General features: G+C 69.7%; 15 protein-coding genes. 12 read left to right on the top strand and 3 right to left on the bottom strand.

All coding sequences use genetic code 11. The annotated features are described in order from the left end of the window. The first annotated feature begins 116 nt into the window (after window positions 1-116). The 3 genes from DXK32_RS11855 to DXK32_RS11845 all read left to right on the top strand — a co-directional run bounded on the left by DXK32_RS11855 (window position 117) and on the right by DXK32_RS11845 (window position 3,293). Window positions 117-1,208: an ABC transporter permease gene (locus DXK32_RS11855; RefSeq protein WP_114858684.1), complete on the top strand. Its 1,092-nt coding sequence runs from the start codon at window positions 117-119 to the stop codon at window positions 1,206-1,208. After that, window positions 1,205-2,137 (top strand): ABC transporter permease, encoded by a 933-nt coding sequence (locus DXK32_RS11850; protein WP_114858683.1) that lies wholly within the window; start codon window positions 1,205-1,207, stop codon window positions 2,135-2,137. Before DXK32_RS11855 ends, DXK32_RS11850 begins: the two co-directional genes overlap by 4 nt. Before the next feature lie 79 nt (window positions 2,138-2,216). Beyond that, on the top strand, window positions 2,217-3,293 hold the full coding sequence (locus DXK32_RS11845) for a BMP family ABC transporter substrate-binding protein (protein WP_114858682.1): 1,077 nt from the start codon (window positions 2,217-2,219) through the stop codon (window positions 3,291-3,293). Window positions 3,294-3,370: 77 nt separating this feature from the next. Here the strand turns inward: DXK32_RS11845 and DXK32_RS11840 are convergent, their stop codons facing one another. After that, window positions 3,371-3,775 (bottom strand): hypothetical protein, encoded by a 405-nt coding sequence (locus DXK32_RS11840; protein ID WP_114858681.1) that lies wholly within the window; start codon window positions 3,773-3,775, stop codon window positions 3,371-3,373. A 262-nt stretch (window positions 3,776-4,037) separates the two neighbouring features. On the opposite strand from DXK32_RS11840, the gene DXK32_RS11835 reads away from it, so the two are divergent. After that, window positions 4,038-4,517: a hypothetical protein gene (locus tag DXK32_RS11835; protein WP_114858680.1), complete on the top strand. Its 480-nt coding sequence runs from the start codon at window positions 4,038-4,040 to the stop codon at window positions 4,515-4,517. Between the two features lie 68 nt (window positions 4,518-4,585). Continuing rightward, the gene (locus DXK32_RS11830; protein WP_114858679.1) at window positions 4,586-5,182 is read left to right on the top strand and encodes a hypothetical protein; all 597 of its coding nucleotides are present in this window, start codon (window positions 4,586-4,588) and stop codon (window positions 5,180-5,182) included. A 16-nt stretch (window positions 5,183-5,198) separates the two neighbouring features. Here DXK32_RS11830 and DXK32_RS11825 read toward each other — a convergent pair whose 3' ends face one another. Both DXK32_RS11825 and DXK32_RS11820 read right to left on the bottom strand, forming a co-directional pair. Then, window positions 5,199-5,750, bottom strand: coding sequence for an NUDIX domain-containing protein (locus tag DXK32_RS11825; protein ID WP_114858678.1), 552 nt, complete (start codon window positions 5,748-5,750; stop codon window positions 5,199-5,201). 67 nt (window positions 5,751-5,817) lie between these two features. Continuing rightward, window positions 5,818-6,720 carry a GGDEF domain-containing protein gene (locus DXK32_RS11820; protein WP_114858677.1) on the bottom strand — a complete coding sequence of 301 codons (903 nt, stop codon included), beginning with the start codon at window positions 6,718-6,720 and terminating at the stop codon, window positions 5,818-5,820. A 186-nt stretch (window positions 6,721-6,906) separates the two neighbouring features. On the opposite strand from DXK32_RS11820, the gene DXK32_RS11815 reads away from it, so the two are divergent. The 7 genes from DXK32_RS11815 to DXK32_RS11785 all read left to right on the top strand — a co-directional run bounded on the left by DXK32_RS11815 (window position 6,907) and on the right by DXK32_RS11785 (window position 16,041). Further along, a complete protein-coding gene (locus tag DXK32_RS11815; RefSeq protein ID WP_114858676.1) occupies window positions 6,907-7,800 on the top strand; it encodes a ribose-phosphate diphosphokinase in 894 nt (297 codons plus the stop codon). A gap of 78 nt (window positions 7,801-7,878) precedes the next feature. Continuing rightward, window positions 7,879-9,486 (top strand): MBL fold metallo-hydrolase, encoded by a 1,608-nt coding sequence (locus DXK32_RS11810; protein WP_114858675.1) that lies wholly within the window; start codon window positions 7,879-7,881, stop codon window positions 9,484-9,486. A gap of 72 nt (window positions 9,487-9,558) precedes the next feature. Further along, the gene (locus DXK32_RS11805; protein WP_109469174.1) at window positions 9,559-10,065 is read left to right on the top strand and encodes a hypothetical protein; all 507 of its coding nucleotides are present in this window, start codon (window positions 9,559-9,561) and stop codon (window positions 10,063-10,065) included. Window positions 10,066-10,207: 142 nt separating this feature from the next. Further along, window positions 10,208-13,021, top strand: coding sequence for a bifunctional diguanylate cyclase/phosphodiesterase (locus DXK32_RS11800; RefSeq protein WP_247877105.1), 2,814 nt, complete (start codon window positions 10,208-10,210; stop codon window positions 13,019-13,021). A gap of 237 nt (window positions 13,022-13,258) precedes the next feature. Next, a complete protein-coding gene (gene egtB / locus DXK32_RS11795; protein WP_114858673.1) occupies window positions 13,259-14,530 on the top strand; it encodes an ergothioneine biosynthesis protein EgtB in 1,272 nt (423 codons plus the stop codon). Then, entirely contained in the window at window positions 14,530-15,504 is a 975-nt protein-coding gene (egtD, locus tag DXK32_RS11790; RefSeq protein ID WP_114858672.1) for an L-histidine N(alpha)-methyltransferase, read from the top strand. Before egtB ends, egtD begins: the two co-directional genes overlap by 1 nt. Window positions 15,505-15,582: 78 nt before the next feature. Next, the gene (locus DXK32_RS11785; RefSeq protein WP_014240091.1) at window positions 15,583-16,041 is read left to right on the top strand and encodes a hemerythrin domain-containing protein; all 459 of its coding nucleotides are present in this window, start codon (window positions 15,583-15,585) and stop codon (window positions 16,039-16,041) included. The last annotated feature ends 70 nt before the right edge of the window (window positions 16,042-16,111 follow it).

Below are 16,111 nucleotides of genomic sequence, written 5' to 3'. Positions count from 1 at the left end.
GGGAGAGGGGAGGGTGAGGGGGATGCCCTTCTGCCGGACGCCGCGCCACGCGCAACCCCCTCACCCCAACCCTCTCCCCAGTGGGGAGAGGGGGATGTTTTCGGCGGAGCCTTTTCATGACCCTCCTCCGTCTCGAACCCCGCGGCGAGGCGTCGCGCGCGATGGTCTACGCCACGCCGCTGCTGGCGGTCGCGCTCACGCTCGTCAGCGGTTTCCTGCTGTTCTGGGCAATGGGCTTCGACCCGGTGAAGGCGCTGCACGCCTTCTTCATCGCGCCGCTGATGTCGCTGCGCGGCCTGGGTGAGCTGGCGGTCAAGGCGACCCCGCTGGTGCTCTGCGCCATCGGACTGGCCATCGGCTTCCGCGCCAACGTCTGGAACATCGGGGCCGAGGGGCAGCTCACGCTCGGCGCCATCACCGGCGGCGGGCTGGCGCTGGCCTTCTATGGCGAGGGCGGCTGGTGGCTGCTGCCGCTGATGATCGTCGCGGGCATGGCCGGCGGCGCGCTGTGGGGGGCGATCCCCGCCTTCCTGCGGGTGCGCTTCAACGCCAGCGAGATCCTGACCAGCCTGATGCTGAACTATGTGGCACTGCATCTGCTGAACTACCTGATGCACGGCCCCTACCGCGACCCGGACGGCTTCGCCTTCCCGGAATCCCGCCTGTTCGAGGCCGACTCGGTGCTGCCCCTGCTGGTCGCCGGGACGCGCGTCCATCTGGGATCGCTGTTCGCCCTGCTGGCGGTGGGGCTGGGCTGGTTCCTGATGGCGCGGACCTTCATCGGCTTCCAGATCAAGGTCATCGGCCTGACCCCGACGGCGGCGGGCTACGCCGGCTTCAACCAGAAGAAGATCATCTGGCTGACGCTGCTGCTGTCCGGCGCGCTGGCCGGTCTGGCCGGGCTGGGCGAGGTCGCCGGGCCGATCGGCCAGATGAACCCGACCATTTCCCCCGGCTACGGCTACACCGCCATCATCGTCGCCTTCCTGGGGCGGCTGCACCCGGTGGGCATCCTGCTGGCCGGCTTCCTGATGGCGCTGTCCTTCATCGGCGGCGAGGCGGCGCAGATCGCGCTCGGCCTGCCCAAAGCCATCACCGGCGTGTTCCAGGGCATGCTGCTGTTCTTCCTGCTGGCGACCGACGTGTTGATCCGTTACCGCGTGCGCTTCGGCGCGAAGCGAGCTGTCGTCGGGAGGGCTGTGGCATGAGCGCCGAACTGGCCCTGATCGGCCCGATCCTGGCGGCCATGCTGGCCGCCGCCACGCCGCTGCTGTTCGCAGCACTGGGCGAGCTGGTGGTGGAGAAGTCCGGCGTCCTGAATCTGGGCGTGGAGGGCATGATGCTGGTCGGCGCCGTCTGCGGCTTCGCCGTGGCGGTGCAGACCGGCAGCTCCACGCTGGGCTTCGTCGCCGGTGCCGCCGCGGGGGCGGGCATGGCGGCGCTGTTCGGCGTGCTGACCCTGTTCCTGCTCGCCAACCAGGTGGCGACCGGGCTGGCGCTGACTCTGTTCGGCGTCGGCCTGTCGGCGCTGATCGGGCAGGGCTTCGTCGGCATCCCCATCGCCGACGTGCCGGAACTCTACATCCCCGGCCTGACCGACCTGCCGGTGATCGGCAAGGCGTTGTTCGGGCAGGACGCGCTGGTCTATCTGGCTCTGGCGGCGGTGCCGGCGGTGCACTGGTTCCTCTACGCCACGCGCAAGGGGCTGATCCTGCGCGCGGTCGGCGAGAACCACGCGGCGGCCCACGCGCTCGGCTACAAGGTTATCCGCATCCGCTTCCTCGCCGTGCTGTTCGGCGGCGCCATGAGCGGCATGGGCGGGGCCTTCCTGTCGCTCGACTACACGCCGATGTGGGCGGAGGGCATCTCCTCCGGGCGCGGCTGGATCGCGCTGGCGCTGGTGGTTTTCGCCACCTGGAAGCCGGGCCGCGTTCTGCTCGGCGCCTGGCTGTTCGGCGGGGTGACCATCGCGCAGCTCCACGTCCAGGGGCTGGGAATCGACATTCCGTCACAACTCTTGTCGATGCTGCCTTATCTGGCTACCGTCATTGTCCTGGTGGTGATTTCACGCGATGTCGCCCGGATCCGGCTGAACGCGCCGGCCAGCCTGGGGAAGGTTTTCCATCCGGATGCCTGATGGGCTCCGGGATGTTTGCAAGTCTTACGTTCGTGCTCAATCAATTGGATCAGGGAGCAAACACGTGAACAGAAGGACCATGGGCAAGGCCCTGATGGGTCTGGCCACCGGCGCCGCCATGCTGGCGCTGGGCGTCGGCGCGGCCGACGCGCAGGAGAAGATGAAGGTCGGCTTCGTCTACGTCGGTCCGATCAGCGACCACGGCTACAGCTATCAGCACGACCAGGGCCGTCTGGCCGTGGAGAAGGAGCTGGGCGACAAGGTTTCCACCACCTTCGTCGAGAACGTGCCCGAGGGCGCCGACGCCGAGCGCGTGATCGAGCAGCTGGCCTCCTCCGGCCACAAGCTGATCTTCACGACCTCCTTCGGCTTCATGAACCCGACGCTGAAGGTCGCGCAGCGCCACCCCGACGTGAAGTTCGAGCACGCCACCGGCTACAAGCGCTCGGCCAACGTCGCCACCTACTCGGCGCGCTTCTACGAGGCCCGCACGGTCATCGGCCAGATCGCCGGCCAGATGACCAAGTCGAACATCATCGGCTACATCGGCTCCTTCCCGATCCCCGAGGTCATCAGCGGCATCAACGCCTTCACCATCGCCATGCGCGAGGTGAACCCGAAGGCCGAGGTGCGCGTCGTCTGGGTCAACAGCTGGTATGACCCCGGCAAGGAGGCCGAGGCCGCCAAGGCGCTGATCGACCAGGGCGCCGACGTGATCTCGCTGCACACCGACAGCCCGGCGGCCATCCAGGTCGCGCAGGAGCGCGGCCTGTGGGTGTTCGGCCAGTCGTCGGACATGACCCGCTTCGGCCCGAAGGCGCACCTGACCGCCATCGTCGACGACTGGCGCGAGTACTACGTGAACCGAGTCAAGGCGGCGCTGGACGGCTCCTGGAAGTCGCAGGACACCTGGGGCGGCTTCAAGGATCACATGCTGTTCCTGGCCCCCTACAACCCGGCGCTCCCGGCGGACGTCGTCGCGGCGGCCGAGAAGACCCGCACCGACATCATGGAAGGCAAGCGCCACTCCTTCCAGGGTCCGGTGAAGGACCAGTCCGGCAAGGTCGTGATCGCCGAGGGCAAGCAGGCCACCGACGAGCAGATCCTGAAGATGGACTGGTACGTCGAGGGTGTGCAGGGCAAGGTTCCGAAGTAAGCCGGACCCGGTCGCCAAGCAAGGAGAGGGAGGCTTCGGCCTCCCTTTTTTGTTGCCCGCTTTCGCTGGGCCGCTGCTCAGCCCGGCTGGCGGCCCAGCGCGGCCCAGCCGGCGGGGGCGAGGCGCATCACCTCCGGCCCGCTGCCGGCGGGGTTGGGCTCCATCGTCACCAGCTCCCGGTTCTCGAACCAGACCCAGCGAGGGACTTCCGCCGCGGTGGGGACCCAGCCCTCGGCCATCTTTTCCAGCACCGCCAGATCGGCGGCGGCGATGGGAAATTTCGGCTTCGCCGGGGCGCGGCCTGGGGCGGCGGGCGGGTGAGCGGACGGAGCTTCCTTTCCAGCGTGGGCATGGATCCAGGCCGTCTGGAAGGCGGTCAGCGCCGCGTTCAACTCGCCGCGCAGAGGCTCGGACGGGCAGCGCAGATAGCGGTCCAGCAGGGCGTGCAGGGACTCGGCGGAAGGGAGCGGGGTCTCGGGCATGGGGCGGTTCCGTGATCGGCGTGGTCCGGAACCGCAGCCATAAACGCAAGGGGCAGGAAAAGAAAGGCTCCGCCGCGTCAGGGAGCGCGGCGGAGCCTGTCGAGGAGGCACAATCCCCTGTGCTGCCTGACTCCAAACACACGCGCCGGGCCGCGGGTTCCATCCTCCCTTCCGGGGTGACCCGCAAGGTGGCGGTCCGAAAGCCGGGACGACGCGTTGACAGCCGCAGGACAGGCTCTCGCGTCGGAAAGGGAAGCGCATCGTGGGGAACGGATTCCGGAAGGCGTCGCAGGTCATTTATTTCCTGGCGACCGGCGTGTTGATGCTGTTCGCCCTGGTGTTCATCGGCGTGGCCGCCTATGCGGTGTTCAACAGCCTTCTGCTGCTCGACATCGAGGCGACGACTCACGGGCTGCTGGACGGCGTCGGCATGATCGTGCTGGCCATCGCCGTCTTCGAGATCGCCAAGTATCTCTACGAGGAGGAGCTGGAGCACGACCGCGAGTTGCGCCATGCCGACGAGGCGCGGCGCACCCTGACCAAGTTCCTGACCACCATCATCATCGCCGCCAGCCTGGAAGGGCTTGTGCTGGTGTTCGAGGCGCGGACCTCGGACATGAGCGCCATGATCTACCCGGCCATCCTCCTGATGGTCATCGTCTTCATGGTGCTCGGGCTCGGACTCTACCAGCTGATCAGCCGACGGGCGGAGACCATCGACCCGAAGGAGGGGGATTCCTGACCGCCCCCCGCGTTCCAACATAGCGGGGAGGAGTTGTTGATCCCTCCCAGCCAGAGCGGAGCGCCCCCATGTTCGACCCCGCCCAGATCGGCCGCATCTCTCCCATTGAGCAGGCCGATGCCCTGCGCACCCTGATCGCCGTCTTCGCCACCGCGGTGGTGCGGCCCGGCGAGGCGGCACCGCGCAACGCCGTCAGCGCCGAGATCGTCGACATCCTCGACGAGGTGCCGGCGGAGCGGGTGGAGGCGGTGGCCCAGCTCTTCACCATGATGGCGCTGCGGCTGCGGCGGAAGGGGCGACCACGCCGCACCGCCTTCCGCCTGACCCTGGAGACGGCGTTGCTCGCCCGCTCCCATGTCGGGGAGCCGGCGCCGCGCAACGAGACCAGCTACCTGTCGTCCGACCGGCCCGGCCTGGGGACCATCGACCACGCCTGCAACGCGATGCTGGAGCGCATGGCCGGGGTGCCGGACGAGGAGCAGCGGGCGTGGCTGACCGCCCAGGTCATCGCCACCGGCCTGATCGACGCCGACCGCCGCCACCGGTTGGGCGGCCCCGACCGCGACCTGGGCGACATGGCGGTGGCGGAGTTCCTTCTCCGGACGGCGGCCCAGTATCTCGCCGCCACCGCCGTCCGCACCCCGCCGGGCGACGGCAAGGGCTGAGGCCGCCGGGACGGGCTCACTTCAGGGCGATGATCGCGGCCATGGTCGCGTAGCGCTCGATCGACTGGGAGGAGGGCGAGTGCATCGCCTGCCGGGTGATGGCGAGCTGGTTCTCGTGCGAGACCGGCTGCCGCACCCCCAGATGGGAAACCACCTTGGCGAGCGGTACGACGTGGGCCGAGGACAGCTCCCAGTTCACGATGGCGCCGCCCGCCGGGCGCCCGGGCGTGACGGCGGATGGCGCGACCCGCAGGGTGATCGAGGAGGCAAGCGACTCCAGCCCGGTCACCGGGACGAAATACAGCGTGAAGCTCCGCGAGGTCGGGCGCCAGGGCTCCGCCGCCCGGCAATCGGGGAAGGCGAGGCCGGTCTGTTCGTGGAACAGGCGTTGGAGCGTCATGAGGGGGCTGGCGACGCTCTCGTAGCCGCCGCCGGGAACCGCCCATTGGCCCGCGGCGTCGACGACCCGCGGCTCCGCCGGGGCGCGGCTCCACCAGGTGCTGACTTCGCGCCGCCGGACGATCAGGACCTTCGTCCCCTCCAGAAACGCCACATGGACATGGCGCATCGCCTCTTCCCCGCATCCCGTTGGCTTCGCTGCCGGAGACGGGTGGGAGAGGCGGGGCGTGAACGGTTTAAGGGGAGGGGACCACGCGGTTCCGCCCTTCGGCCTTCGCGCGATACAGCGCGGCATCGGCCGTCCGGAGCGCGTCGTCGATGCCGCCGGGGGCGTCCGGCGTGACGGGGGCGACGCCGAAGCTGGCAGTCATGCGGAACGAATCGCCGTCCGGCCCCATCTCCTGCGCGGCGACGCGCTGGCGCAAGCGCTCCGCCACCACCGACGCATCCGCCAGCGCGGTGTTGGGAAGCAGAACCACGAACTCCTCCCCGCCGTAGCGCCCGATCAGGTCGCCGGGGCGCAGGGCGCCGTCCAGAGTCCGGACGAAGCGTTGCAGGGCTTCGTCGCCCGCGGCGTGACCGCGGCTGTCGTTGATGCGCTTGAAATGGTCGATGTCGGCGATCAGCAGGGACAGAGGCTGCCGCGCCCGCTGCGCCCGCCGGATCTCCTCGGCCGCACGGTCCAGAAGGGCGCGCCGGTTGGCGACGCCGGTCAGCGGGTCGGTCTGCGCCTGCGCAACCAGCAGCCGGTGCATTTCGGTGATGCGGCCCCCCGCCTTCAGCCGCGCCTTGAGGTGGGCGCGGTTGACCGGCTTGTGGATGAAGTCGTCCGCCCCGGCGTCCAGCGCCTTCATCTCGTGGAAGGGCTCGTCGTGGGACGTCATCAGGATCAGGTAGCTGTAGGCGGTGCGCGGATCGGCCTTCAGAAGCCAGCACACCTCCAGCCCCGACAGCCGCGGCATCTCCCAATCGATGATGGCGATGTCGAAGGATTCGGCCTGGGCAAGGTTCAGCGCTTCCCGGCCGTCCCTGGCCAGGATCACGTCATGGCCGTAGGACGCCACCTGCTCCGAGAGCATGGTGCGCATCAGGACCGTATCGTCGGCGATGAGCACGCGCATGGCGGGAAACTGCCTCATACCTTCGTCATCGGTCAATGAGTGGAAGACCGCCGCGGCATCATTTCCAGGCGTCCGTCCCTGCCGTCCTATCCCTTCACGGTAACGTTGCGCCTAAGGTCGTGGTCGCCGCGCCGCGGCCCTTGCGGCATAGTACGGGCCGATCGGGGCGCCCAGGTCCGGGCGCGCAACGCGAGAGGGGACAGCATGGCCCGCTATACGGGCGTCTATGGATTTCCGGAATCGGCCGACGGCGCGCGGCGTCTGGCCGAGGCCCTGAACGTTCCCTGCCACATCGCCGAACTGCACCGCTTTCCCGACGGCGAAAGCCTCGTCCGCCTGCCCGAACCCGTGGAGCGGGCGGTGGTCTACCGCTCGCTCGACCGTCCGAACGACAAGCTGGTGGAGCTGACGCTGGCCGCGTCCGTCCTGCGCCGCCAGGGCGCCACGGAGCTGTGCCTCGTCGCTCCCTACATGGCCTATATGCGCCAGGACGCGGTGTTCCGCCCCGGCGAGCCGGTCAGCCAGACGGTGGTGGGGGACTGGCTGGGCCGGCTGTTCGACCGCTTCGTCTGCGTCGAGCCGCACCTTCACCGCACCCACACGCTGGACGAGGTGTTCGTCGGTCGCCCCTCCATCTGCCTCAGCGGTGCCGGGGCCATCGCCGAGCGGCTGCGCCGCGACGGGGCCGCGCCCGACACCGTGATCGTCGGCCCTGATGAGGAGGCCGCCCCGCTGGTCGAGGCGGTGGCCGGGCCGCTCGGCCTCACCGCCCTGGTCGGGCGGAAGGAGCGGCGCGGCGACCGCGACGTGACGGTGACCCTGCCCGACGGCGCGCCGCTGGCCGGGCGGCCGGTGGTGATCGTCGACGACGTCATCAGCTCCGGCGAGACCATCTTTTCCTGCGCACGGGCCGCGCGGGCCGCGGGGGCCACGTCGGTCCGGGTGTTCGGCGTCCACGCCCTGTTCGACCCGGCTGTGGCCGCGCGTTTCCAATCCGAGGGGCTGGGCACGCCGTTGTCCTGCGATGGGGTTCCGCACCCCAGCAACGCCCTGCCGCTCGCCCGGCTGATCGCCGACGCGTTGGCAGCCCCCTGTTGACGGTGGCCTCGTTGACGGGCCGGTAACCCTTCGTCAGGCAGGATAGGGGGACAGGGCACAACAAGGCGGGGATTCGCCATGACACTGTCCCTCACCTTCCACGGCGCCGTCGGCACGGTCACCGGCTCCTGCTTCCGAATCCGGACCGGCGACGGCGATCTGCTGATCGACTGCGGCCTGTTTCAGGGCACCAAGACGGTCAAGGAGCTGAACTACCGACCCTTCCCCTTCAAGCCCTCGGCCGTGAAGGCGGTGCTGCTGACCCACGCGCACATCGACCATTCCGGCCTGCTGCCGAAACTGGTCCGCCAGGGCTTCAAGGGGCGGGTGCACACCACCGCCGGCACCGCCGACCTGCTGGCCTACATGCTGCCCGACAGCGGCTACATCCAGGAGACGGAGGTGGACCGCCTGAACCGGCGCAACCGCCAGCGCGGACGCCCGGCGGTGGAGCCGATCTACACCCAGGCCGACGCCCAGGCGGCGATCCGCCATCTCCACGCGGTCGATTACGGGGAGTGGGTGAAGGTGCTGCCCGGCATCCGCGCCCGCTTCTGGCAGGCCGGGCACATCCTCGGTTCGGCGTCGGTGGAACTGGAGGTGACGCGCGGCGGGACGGCGCAGACGATCCTGTTTTCCGGCGACCTCGGGCCGGGCGGCAAGTCCTTCCACGCCGACGCGGAGGGGCCGCCGCGCCCCGACTGGATGGTGCTGGAGACCACCTACGGCAACCGCGAGCGGGTCGAGGTGGGCGAGGCCGAGCGGCAGGCCCTGCTGCGCGACGAGGTGCGGGCGGCGCTCGCCGCGGGAGGGCCGTTGCTGATCCCCGCCTTCGCGGTGGAGCGCACGCAGGAGCTTCTCTACGACCTGCACCGGCTGTTCGACCGTGGCGAGATTCCGCTGGTCGACGTGTTTCTCGACTCGCCGCTGGCCGACTCCGTCACCGGGGTGTTCCGCCGCCATCTCGCCGATCTCGGCACCGGGGGCGATCCCTTCGCGCGCTCCAACCTGCACCGCGTCCGCTCCGCCGCGGAGAGCCAGAAGCTCAACGCCCTCAAGGGCGGCGCCATCATCATGGCGGCCAGCGGCATGTGCGACGCCGGGCGCATCCGCCATCACCTGAAGAACCATCTGTGGCGCCCGGAGGCCACCGTCCTGCTGGTCGGCTACCAGGCGCCGGGCACGCTGGGCCACCTGTTGCAGCAGGGGGCGGCGAACGTCCGCATCCATGGCGAGGAGATCGCGGTGCGCGCCCGCGTCCGGTCGCTGGACGTCTATTCCGGCCACGCCGACCGCAGCAGCCTTCTGGCCTGGGTGGCGGCGCGGCAGGGCGTGAAGCGCGGCCTGTTCCTGGTGCATGGCGAGGAGGAGGCCCGCGCCGGTCTGCGCGACGCCCTGGTCCGCCGCGGCTGGGACCCGGCGCTGATCCGCCTGCCCGAGCTGGACGAGGCGGCCGACCTGACCGCCGCCGTCCCGGCACAGGCGCCGGCAACGACCGAGGGCAGTCCGCCGCGGCTGGAGCCGGAGGCCGTGACCGCCGGGCGGGACTGGCACAACCGCTACGCCGCCTTCCTGCTGGACCTGCACCGGGCGCTGGACGCGGCGCCCGACGATTCGGCGCGCGAGGCGCTGCTTCGCGGGGTGGGCGACCGCCTGCCGCAGGCGCAGGGGCGGCCGGCGACGTGAACGTCCTGCCCCCGGCCGGGCCGCGCATGCTATAGATTGGTGACAGCCGCGAAACAAAAGGATGACGGGGCGATGGGGAAGGTGGCGAACATCGTGGTCCAGATGGCGCGCAAGCTGACCGACGACAACGCCCGGCTGGGTCGTGTCCGCAACGCCGGCAAGCCCAAGACCTTTCCCCATTTCCGCGAGATCCGGAACGCCTATCTGGACATCCAGGGTCTGGTCTTCTCCATCCAGGAGCGTTTGCCGGAAACGGGGAACGACCTGCCGCCGAACTTTCCGCAATGGGTGATCCGGCAGAAGCTGACGGCCATCGCCCATTTCACCGACATCAGCCACGCCTTCGTCAGCGACCCGCCCCTGGCGCTGACCAGCTCGCTCGGCGCCTTCGACGTGCTCCAGGCGGAACAAAAGGCCTTTTCGGAGACGCTGAACGCCTTCGACATGATGCTGATGGAGGCCGGCATCGACGACAAGACGGCCGACGAACTGGACGCCACCCGCACGAAGATCGAGCAGATCCTCGGCATGATCGAGACGCTGTTGCAGAACAGCCCCAAGGTGTTGCAGGAGTTTTGAGCGCCGTCGCACGCTGTGGGTGATTTCGCCCTTATTTATACGCTTCTCGCACGGGCCCATTCTGGTTAAGGTCTACCGGCGCGCGTCGTTCCGATGGTCGGAGTCCGGATGGCGGCGTCACAGGCAGCTTCGGTACGGCTCCATGCAGAGGTCTTCCAGCCCCGATCCGATCGACCGCGCGCCGGGCGAGTCCGCTGCCGGTTCCATGGCCGACTCCGCCACCGATGCGGGGGCCATTCCCAAGCGCCTTCCGCTTCTGGTTCTGCTGGCAGCACTTCTGCTGACCGCGCTGGTGTGGCAGGACACCCGCCAGCGCGTCGCCGCGGAGGCCGAAGGCCGGTTCGCCCTGCGGGTGGAGGAGCTGCACCGCCGTTTCGAGAATCAGATCCAGGCCTACGTGCAGGTGACGCGCTCCGCCGCCGCCCTGTTCACCGCTTACCCCGAGGTGAAGCGCGCGGAATGGAGCCGTTTCGTGGACGGGCTGCATCTTGCCGAGCGTTTTCCGGCGATCTCCGCCGTCGCCTTCGCGCGGCTCGCCGATCAATGGACCGGCCCGGAGCTGGTGACGGAGGCCCGGATGGACGGGCTGCGCGGTTTCCGGATCTGGCCGGACACGGCCGGTCCGATGCGGCTCGTCACCCTCTACGCCGCCCCGGTCAACGAACGCACCCTGCGCACGCTCGGTTACGATCTTCTGGCGGAGCCGGTGCGTCGTGCCGCTGTGGAGCAGGCGCGGGACAGCGGCGAACCGACGGTCGTTCGCGTCGTCGGGCTGAGGCTCGACGAAGGGGAGCCGCAGCCGCCCTCCTTCCTGGTCTTCCAGGCCGTCTACCGTGACGGGCAGCGCCCCGCCACCCAGGAACAGCGGCGGGTCGCCTTCGCCGGGCTGGTGATGACTCCGATCCAGGTCGCGCCACTGGTGGAATCCGCGTTCAGCCGGATGGGCGACGTCGCGGCAACGGTGTTCGAAGGGAAGGGGGAGTTTCCGCTCTACCGCAGCCGCCCGGAGACGTCGGACCGGCCGTTGCTGAGCGCGACCCGTGATCTCGTCCTGGCCAACCGCGTCTGGACGATCCAGTACGAGAGCCATACGAGTTTCGAGGAGGGGCTGGACCGCTGGAAGCCGACACTGGTTCTGGCGACGGGGCTGTCGCTCAGCCTTCTGCTGTCCGCCCTGCTGTGGGCGCTGGCCGCGACGCGCCACCGGGCGCTGGTGATCGCCAGGCGCATCACCGCCTCGCTGCGCCGTCGCGAGACGGAGCTGGATCTGCTGTTCAACCAGGCGCCGCTGGGCATCGCCCTGATCGGGCCGGACGCCCGGATCACCGATTGCAACCCGGCCTTCGCCCGCACGGTCGGGGTGGGGCGTGACGGGTTGATCGGAACCGACGCCAGGCTGCGCGCGCCCGACCCGGCGGTGAGCGCCGCCATCGACTCCGCCATCGCGGGGGAGAGCGTGCGGCTGGAGGTCGACCGCCTGCTGCTGGCCGGTGGGCGGCACAGCCACTTCTCCGTTCATCTCCAGCCGGTGTCCACCCCCGGCGACCCGCCCTTCGTCATGGCCTTCGTCGAGGACATCGGCGACAAGCGGCGGGCCGAGCAGCACGTCCATTATCTGGCCCATTACGACCCGCTGACCGGTCTGCCCAACCGCGTCCTGCTGTTCGACCGCATCGCCCAGGCGGCCCGGGAGGCGCGACGCGACGGCGCGCGGGTGGCCGTGCTGTTCATCGATCTGGACCGCTTCAAGATCATCAACGACAGCCTGGGCCATTCCTTCGGCGACGAGGTGCTGCGGTCGGTGGCGCGGCGGCTGCACGGCGCGATGCGCCCGTCGGACACGGTGGGCCGGCTGGGCGGCGACGAGTTCCTGATCGTCGTCCCGAACATTCCGACGCCGGGCGTGGCCGCCGCCGTTGCGGAAAAGGTGATGACCCAGCTCGCCGTGCCCTTCGCCATCGGCGGGCGGAACTTCGTGGTGTCGCCCAGCATCGGCATCAGCCTGTTCCCCGACGACGCGGAGGACGCGGAGGGGCTGATCCGCTGCGCCGACATCGCCATGTACAACGCCAAGGACGCCGGGCGGAACGCCTACCGCTTCGTGACGCGCGAGATGGGCGCGCGGTCCCGCGAACGCCTGGATCTGGAGGCGGCGCTGCGCCGCGCTTTGCAGAACCGGGAGCTGTTCCTGGTCTACCAGCCGCAGCTGCGCATTTCCGACGACCTCGTGGTCGGGGTGGAGGCTCTGCTGCGCTGGCGCCATCCCGATGCCGGCCTCATCATGCCGAACCGCTTCCTGCCGGTGGCCGAGGAAACCGGCCTGATCCAGGCCATCGGCGACTGGGTGCTGGACGAGGTCTGCGCCCAGGTCCGCCGCTGGCGCGACCAGATCGGCCTGACCGTGCCGGTCGCCGTCAACGTCTCCGCCCAGCAGTTCCGCGACGGGCAGCTCCCCGCCAAGGTGGCCGCCGCGCTGGACCGCAACGGTCTCCAGGGCTGGGAGCTGGAGATCGAGGTGACCGAGGGCACCCTGATCGACGACATCCCGTCGGCCATCGCGACGCTGCGCGCCCTGAAACAGCGTGGGTGCCTGATCGCGCTGGACGATTTCGGCACCGGCTACTCGTCGCTCAACTACCTGCACCGTTTCCCGATCGACAAGCTGAAGATCGACCGCTCCTTCATCCACGATCTGGAGCAGGACGGGACGGGCGATTCCATCCCGCGCGCCATCATCGGGCTGGGGCGCAGCCTTGGCCTGTCGGTGGTCGCCGAGGGGGTGGAGACGGAGGCGCAGCTCCAGCTTCTGCGCAGCCTGAAATGCGAAAGCTTCCAGGGCTACCTGTTCAGCCGCCCGGTCCTGGCGGAGGAGCTGGAACCGATCCTCGCCCTGCGCGCGCCCCGCGGCCGCCATCACGTTCCGAAGGCGGAGCCGGCGGCGACGGAGCCGGCCTGACGGCGTCCGGCGCGAAAAGGTCACCATCCCGTCCCCCGCCGTCCTTTCTGCCGCCCACGTCCGTTTTTCCCCCACCTGTCGGGGTCCGAAGCCGTCCGCCCTCCGCGCTGAGCGGTCGGCCCGGCGGAGCGTTGCGGTCGGGCAGCCCGTCCGGGCCACTCCGAAAGGAGGGTTGGCGGCCCGGCGAAGCGGCACAGCTTTACCGGGACCTGTCAGGCGGGGAAGGACACAGCGCCCATGCTCAAAACAGCCGCCAAAGCCGGCGGACTCGCCGACCGTTTCCGCCGGGTGCGCGCCACCTCGGCGGAGCTGGCCGTCGGGTTGTCGCCGGAGGATCAGGTGGTGCAGTCCATGCCGGACGCCAGCCCGGTCAAATGGCATCTGGCCCACACGACGTGGTTCTTCGAAACCTTTCTGCTGATTCCGAATCTGCCGGGCTACCGACCCTTCGATCCGGCCTTCGGCTATCTCTTCAACTCCTATTACGAGGCCGTCGGCGCCCGCCATCCGCGGCCCCGGCGCGGCCTGCTGACACGGCCCGGCGTGGCCGAAGTGGCGGCCTACCGCGACCATGTCGACGCCGCCATGCTGACCCTGCTGGAGCGTGGCGACGCCGAGCGGCTGGCCCCGCTGGTGACGCTCGGCCTCGCCCACGAGGAGCAGCATCAGGAATTGATCCTGATGGACCTGCTGCACCTGTTCTCCTGCAACCCGGTCGCGCCGGCCTACCGTCCGTACCGCCCCGCCTTGCGCGGCCCCGCCCACGAGGGGCGCTGGATCGCGGTGGACGGCGGGATCGTCGCGGTGGGCCATGGCGGAGACGGCTTCGCCTTCGACAACGAGGGGCCGCGGCACGAGGTGCTTCTGCGTCCCTTCCGGCTGTTCTCCCGCGCGGTGACCAACGGGGAGTGGTTGGCCTTCGTCGAGGATGGCGGCTACCGCAACCCGGCGCTCTGGCTGTCCGACGGCTGGGCCACGGTCAACGCCGAGGACTGGGAGGCGCCGGCCTACTGGCGGCGCGGCGAGGACGGCGGCTGGCGGGAGTTCACCCTGCTGGGCGAGCATCCGCTGGACGAGGACGCCCCGGTCTGCCACGTCGGCTTCTACGAGGCCGACGCCTTCGCCCGCTGGGCCGGCAAGCGCCTGCCGACGGAGGCCGAGTGGGAAACCGCCGCCGGCAAAACGCTGGACAGCGGCATTCCCGCCACCGGCAACACGCTGGGCAGCGGGCTGCTGCGCCCTGTGGCCGCCGCGGCGGACGAGGGGTTTGCCCAAATGTTCGGCGACGTCTGGGAATGGACGGCCAGCGCCTACAGCGGCTACCCGGGCTTCCGCCCCGCTGCCGGGGCGGTCGGCGAATACAACGGCAAGTTCATGGCCAACCAGTATGTGCTGCGCGGCGGATGCTGCGCCACGCCGGACGGCCATGCCCGCGCCACCTACCGGAATTTCTTCTATCCGCACCAACGCTGGATGTTCAGCGGCGTGCGCCTCGCGGAGGACGCTTGATGACCGCAATTTCCGCCGCCCGCGCCCATTTCGCGCGGGGGCCGGCGCAGGACGACGTGTTCCTGTCCGACGTGCTGGAGGGGCTGTCCCGCCCGGACAAGAGCCTGCCCTGCAAGTACTTTTACGACGCCGAGGGCTCGGCCCTGTTCGACGCGATCTGCACACTCGACGAGTATTACCCGACGCGGACCGAGACCGCGCTGCTGCACGACCGCGCGGCGGAGATCGCCCGCCTCGCCGGGCGCGGCGCCACCCTGGTGGAACTGGGCAGCGGGTCGAGCGTCAAGGTGCGCATCCTGCTCGATGCGCTGGACGCGCCGGCCATGTATGTGCCGGTGGACATCAGCCGCGACCATCTGATCGCCGCCGCCGCCCGGCTGGCCGGCGACTATCCGGCGGTGACGGTGGTGCCGGTGGCCGCCGATTATGTGCGGGGCTTCGCCCTGCCGCGGGGCGTCGCGCCGGAGCGGACGATGGCCTTCTTCCCCGGCAGCACCATCGGCAATTTCCGGCCCGCCGAGGCGATGGCCTTCCTGGACACGCTCGGGCGGCGGCTCGGGGCCGGGGCGCGGCTGCTGATCGGGGTGGACCTGCGCAAGGACCCGGCGGTGCTGGAGGCCGCCTATGACGACGCGCGCGGGGTGACGGCCGCCTTCAACATGAACCTGCTGGCCCGCATCAACCGGGAGCTGGACGGCACCTTCGACCTGGAGCGCTTCACCCACGTGGCCCGCTACGACACCGCGCGTGGGCGGATCGAGATGCATCTGCGCAGCCTGGACGACCAGACCGTCCGCATCGCCGGCCACCCCATCCGCTTTGCCCGCGGCGAGACGATCCACACCGAGAACTCCTACAAATACTCCGTACCCGGCTTCCGCCGCCTTGCCGCCCGTGCCGGCTGGCGCACCGAGCGGAGCTGGACCGACGAGCAGGGCCTGTTCAGCCTGCACTGGATGGTTCGGCATGGCTGATCCCCTTTGGCACCGGGAACACCATATCCGGGCCGGGGTTGAGTCCCGTCGAGACACCGCAACAACGGGACAGGACCGATGACCAGCATCTTCGACCGGATCAAGCAGGACCACGACACCATCCGCCGCCTGCTCGACGCGGCCGAGAAGGCGGACGGCGACGGGCGCGCCGCCTATGAGGACCTGCAGCGCGAGCTGTGGGCCCATGGCAAGATCGAGGAGGCCGTCTTCTACCAGTCGCTGTCCAAGGCGAAGAACACCAAGCAGGAAACCACCGAGGGCCTGAACGAGCATCACATCATCAACGGCTTCCTCGACGAGCTGAACGCCATGCCCGCCGACAGCACCGCCTGGAAGGCCAAGCTCCAGGTGCTGGGCGAGGTCACCCGCCACCACCTCGACGAGGAGGAGGAGGAGTTGTTCGAGGAGGCCAAGAAGGCGCTGGACGACAAGCGCGCCGAGGAACTCGGCAGCATCTATGGCGAGCGCAAGAAGCAGATGCTGGCCGCCCTGGCCCCGCTGCCCAAGAGCGCATAACACCGGGAGCAACGGCGTTCCGGTGAAACGATGGACCGCAGTCTCTTGCGCCGGGGCTTCCCGCCGTGAC

Origin of the sequence: Azospirillum brasilense, assembly GCF_003349955.1 — a bacterium.
GTDB lineage: Bacteria > Pseudomonadota > Alphaproteobacteria > Azospirillales > Azospirillaceae > Azospirillum > Azospirillum brasilense_B.
The sequence above is the reverse complement of the archived record's forward strand: the minus strand, read 5'-3'. Positions and strand labels throughout refer to the sequence as shown.

Coding starts and splice junctions, on each gene's coding strand:
- DXK32_RS11800 (WP_247877105.1), top strand. CDS start 10,208: ATGCAGAGGTCTTCCAGCCCCGATCCGATCGACCGCGCGCCGGGCGAG.
- DXK32_RS11815 (WP_114858676.1), top strand. CDS start 6,907: ATGGCCCGCTATACGGGCGTCTATGGATTTCCGGAATCGGCCGACGGC.
- DXK32_RS11830 (WP_114858679.1), top strand. CDS start 4,586: ATGTTCGACCCCGCCCAGATCGGCCGCATCTCTCCCATTGAGCAGGCC.
- egtB (WP_114858673.1), top strand. CDS start 13,259: ATGCTCAAAACAGCCGCCAAAGCCGGCGGACTCGCCGACCGTTTCCGC.
- DXK32_RS11850 (WP_114858683.1), top strand. CDS start 1,205: ATGAGCGCCGAACTGGCCCTGATCGGCCCGATCCTGGCGGCCATGCTG.
- DXK32_RS11845 (WP_114858682.1), top strand. CDS start 2,217: ATGGGCAAGGCCCTGATGGGTCTGGCCACCGGCGCCGCCATGCTGGCG.
- DXK32_RS11825 (WP_114858678.1), bottom strand. CDS start 5,750: ATGCGCCATGTCCATGTGGCGTTTCTGGAGGGGACGAAGGTCCTGATC.
- DXK32_RS11840 (WP_114858681.1), bottom strand. CDS start 3,775: ATGCCCGAGACCCCGCTCCCTTCCGCCGAGTCCCTGCACGCCCTGCTG.
- DXK32_RS11820 (WP_114858677.1), bottom strand. CDS start 6,720: ATGAGGCAGTTTCCCGCCATGCGCGTGCTCATCGCCGACGATACGGTC.
- egtD (WP_114858672.1), top strand. CDS start 14,530: ATGACCGCAATTTCCGCCGCCCGCGCCCATTTCGCGCGGGGGCCGGCG.
- DXK32_RS11805 (WP_109469174.1), top strand. CDS start 9,559: ATGGGGAAGGTGGCGAACATCGTGGTCCAGATGGCGCGCAAGCTGACC.
- DXK32_RS11785 (WP_014240091.1), top strand. CDS start 15,583: ATGACCAGCATCTTCGACCGGATCAAGCAGGACCACGACACCATCCGC.
- DXK32_RS11855 (WP_114858684.1), top strand. CDS start 117: ATGACCCTCCTCCGTCTCGAACCCCGCGGCGAGGCGTCGCGCGCGATG.
- DXK32_RS11810 (WP_114858675.1), top strand. CDS start 7,879: ATGACACTGTCCCTCACCTTCCACGGCGCCGTCGGCACGGTCACCGGC.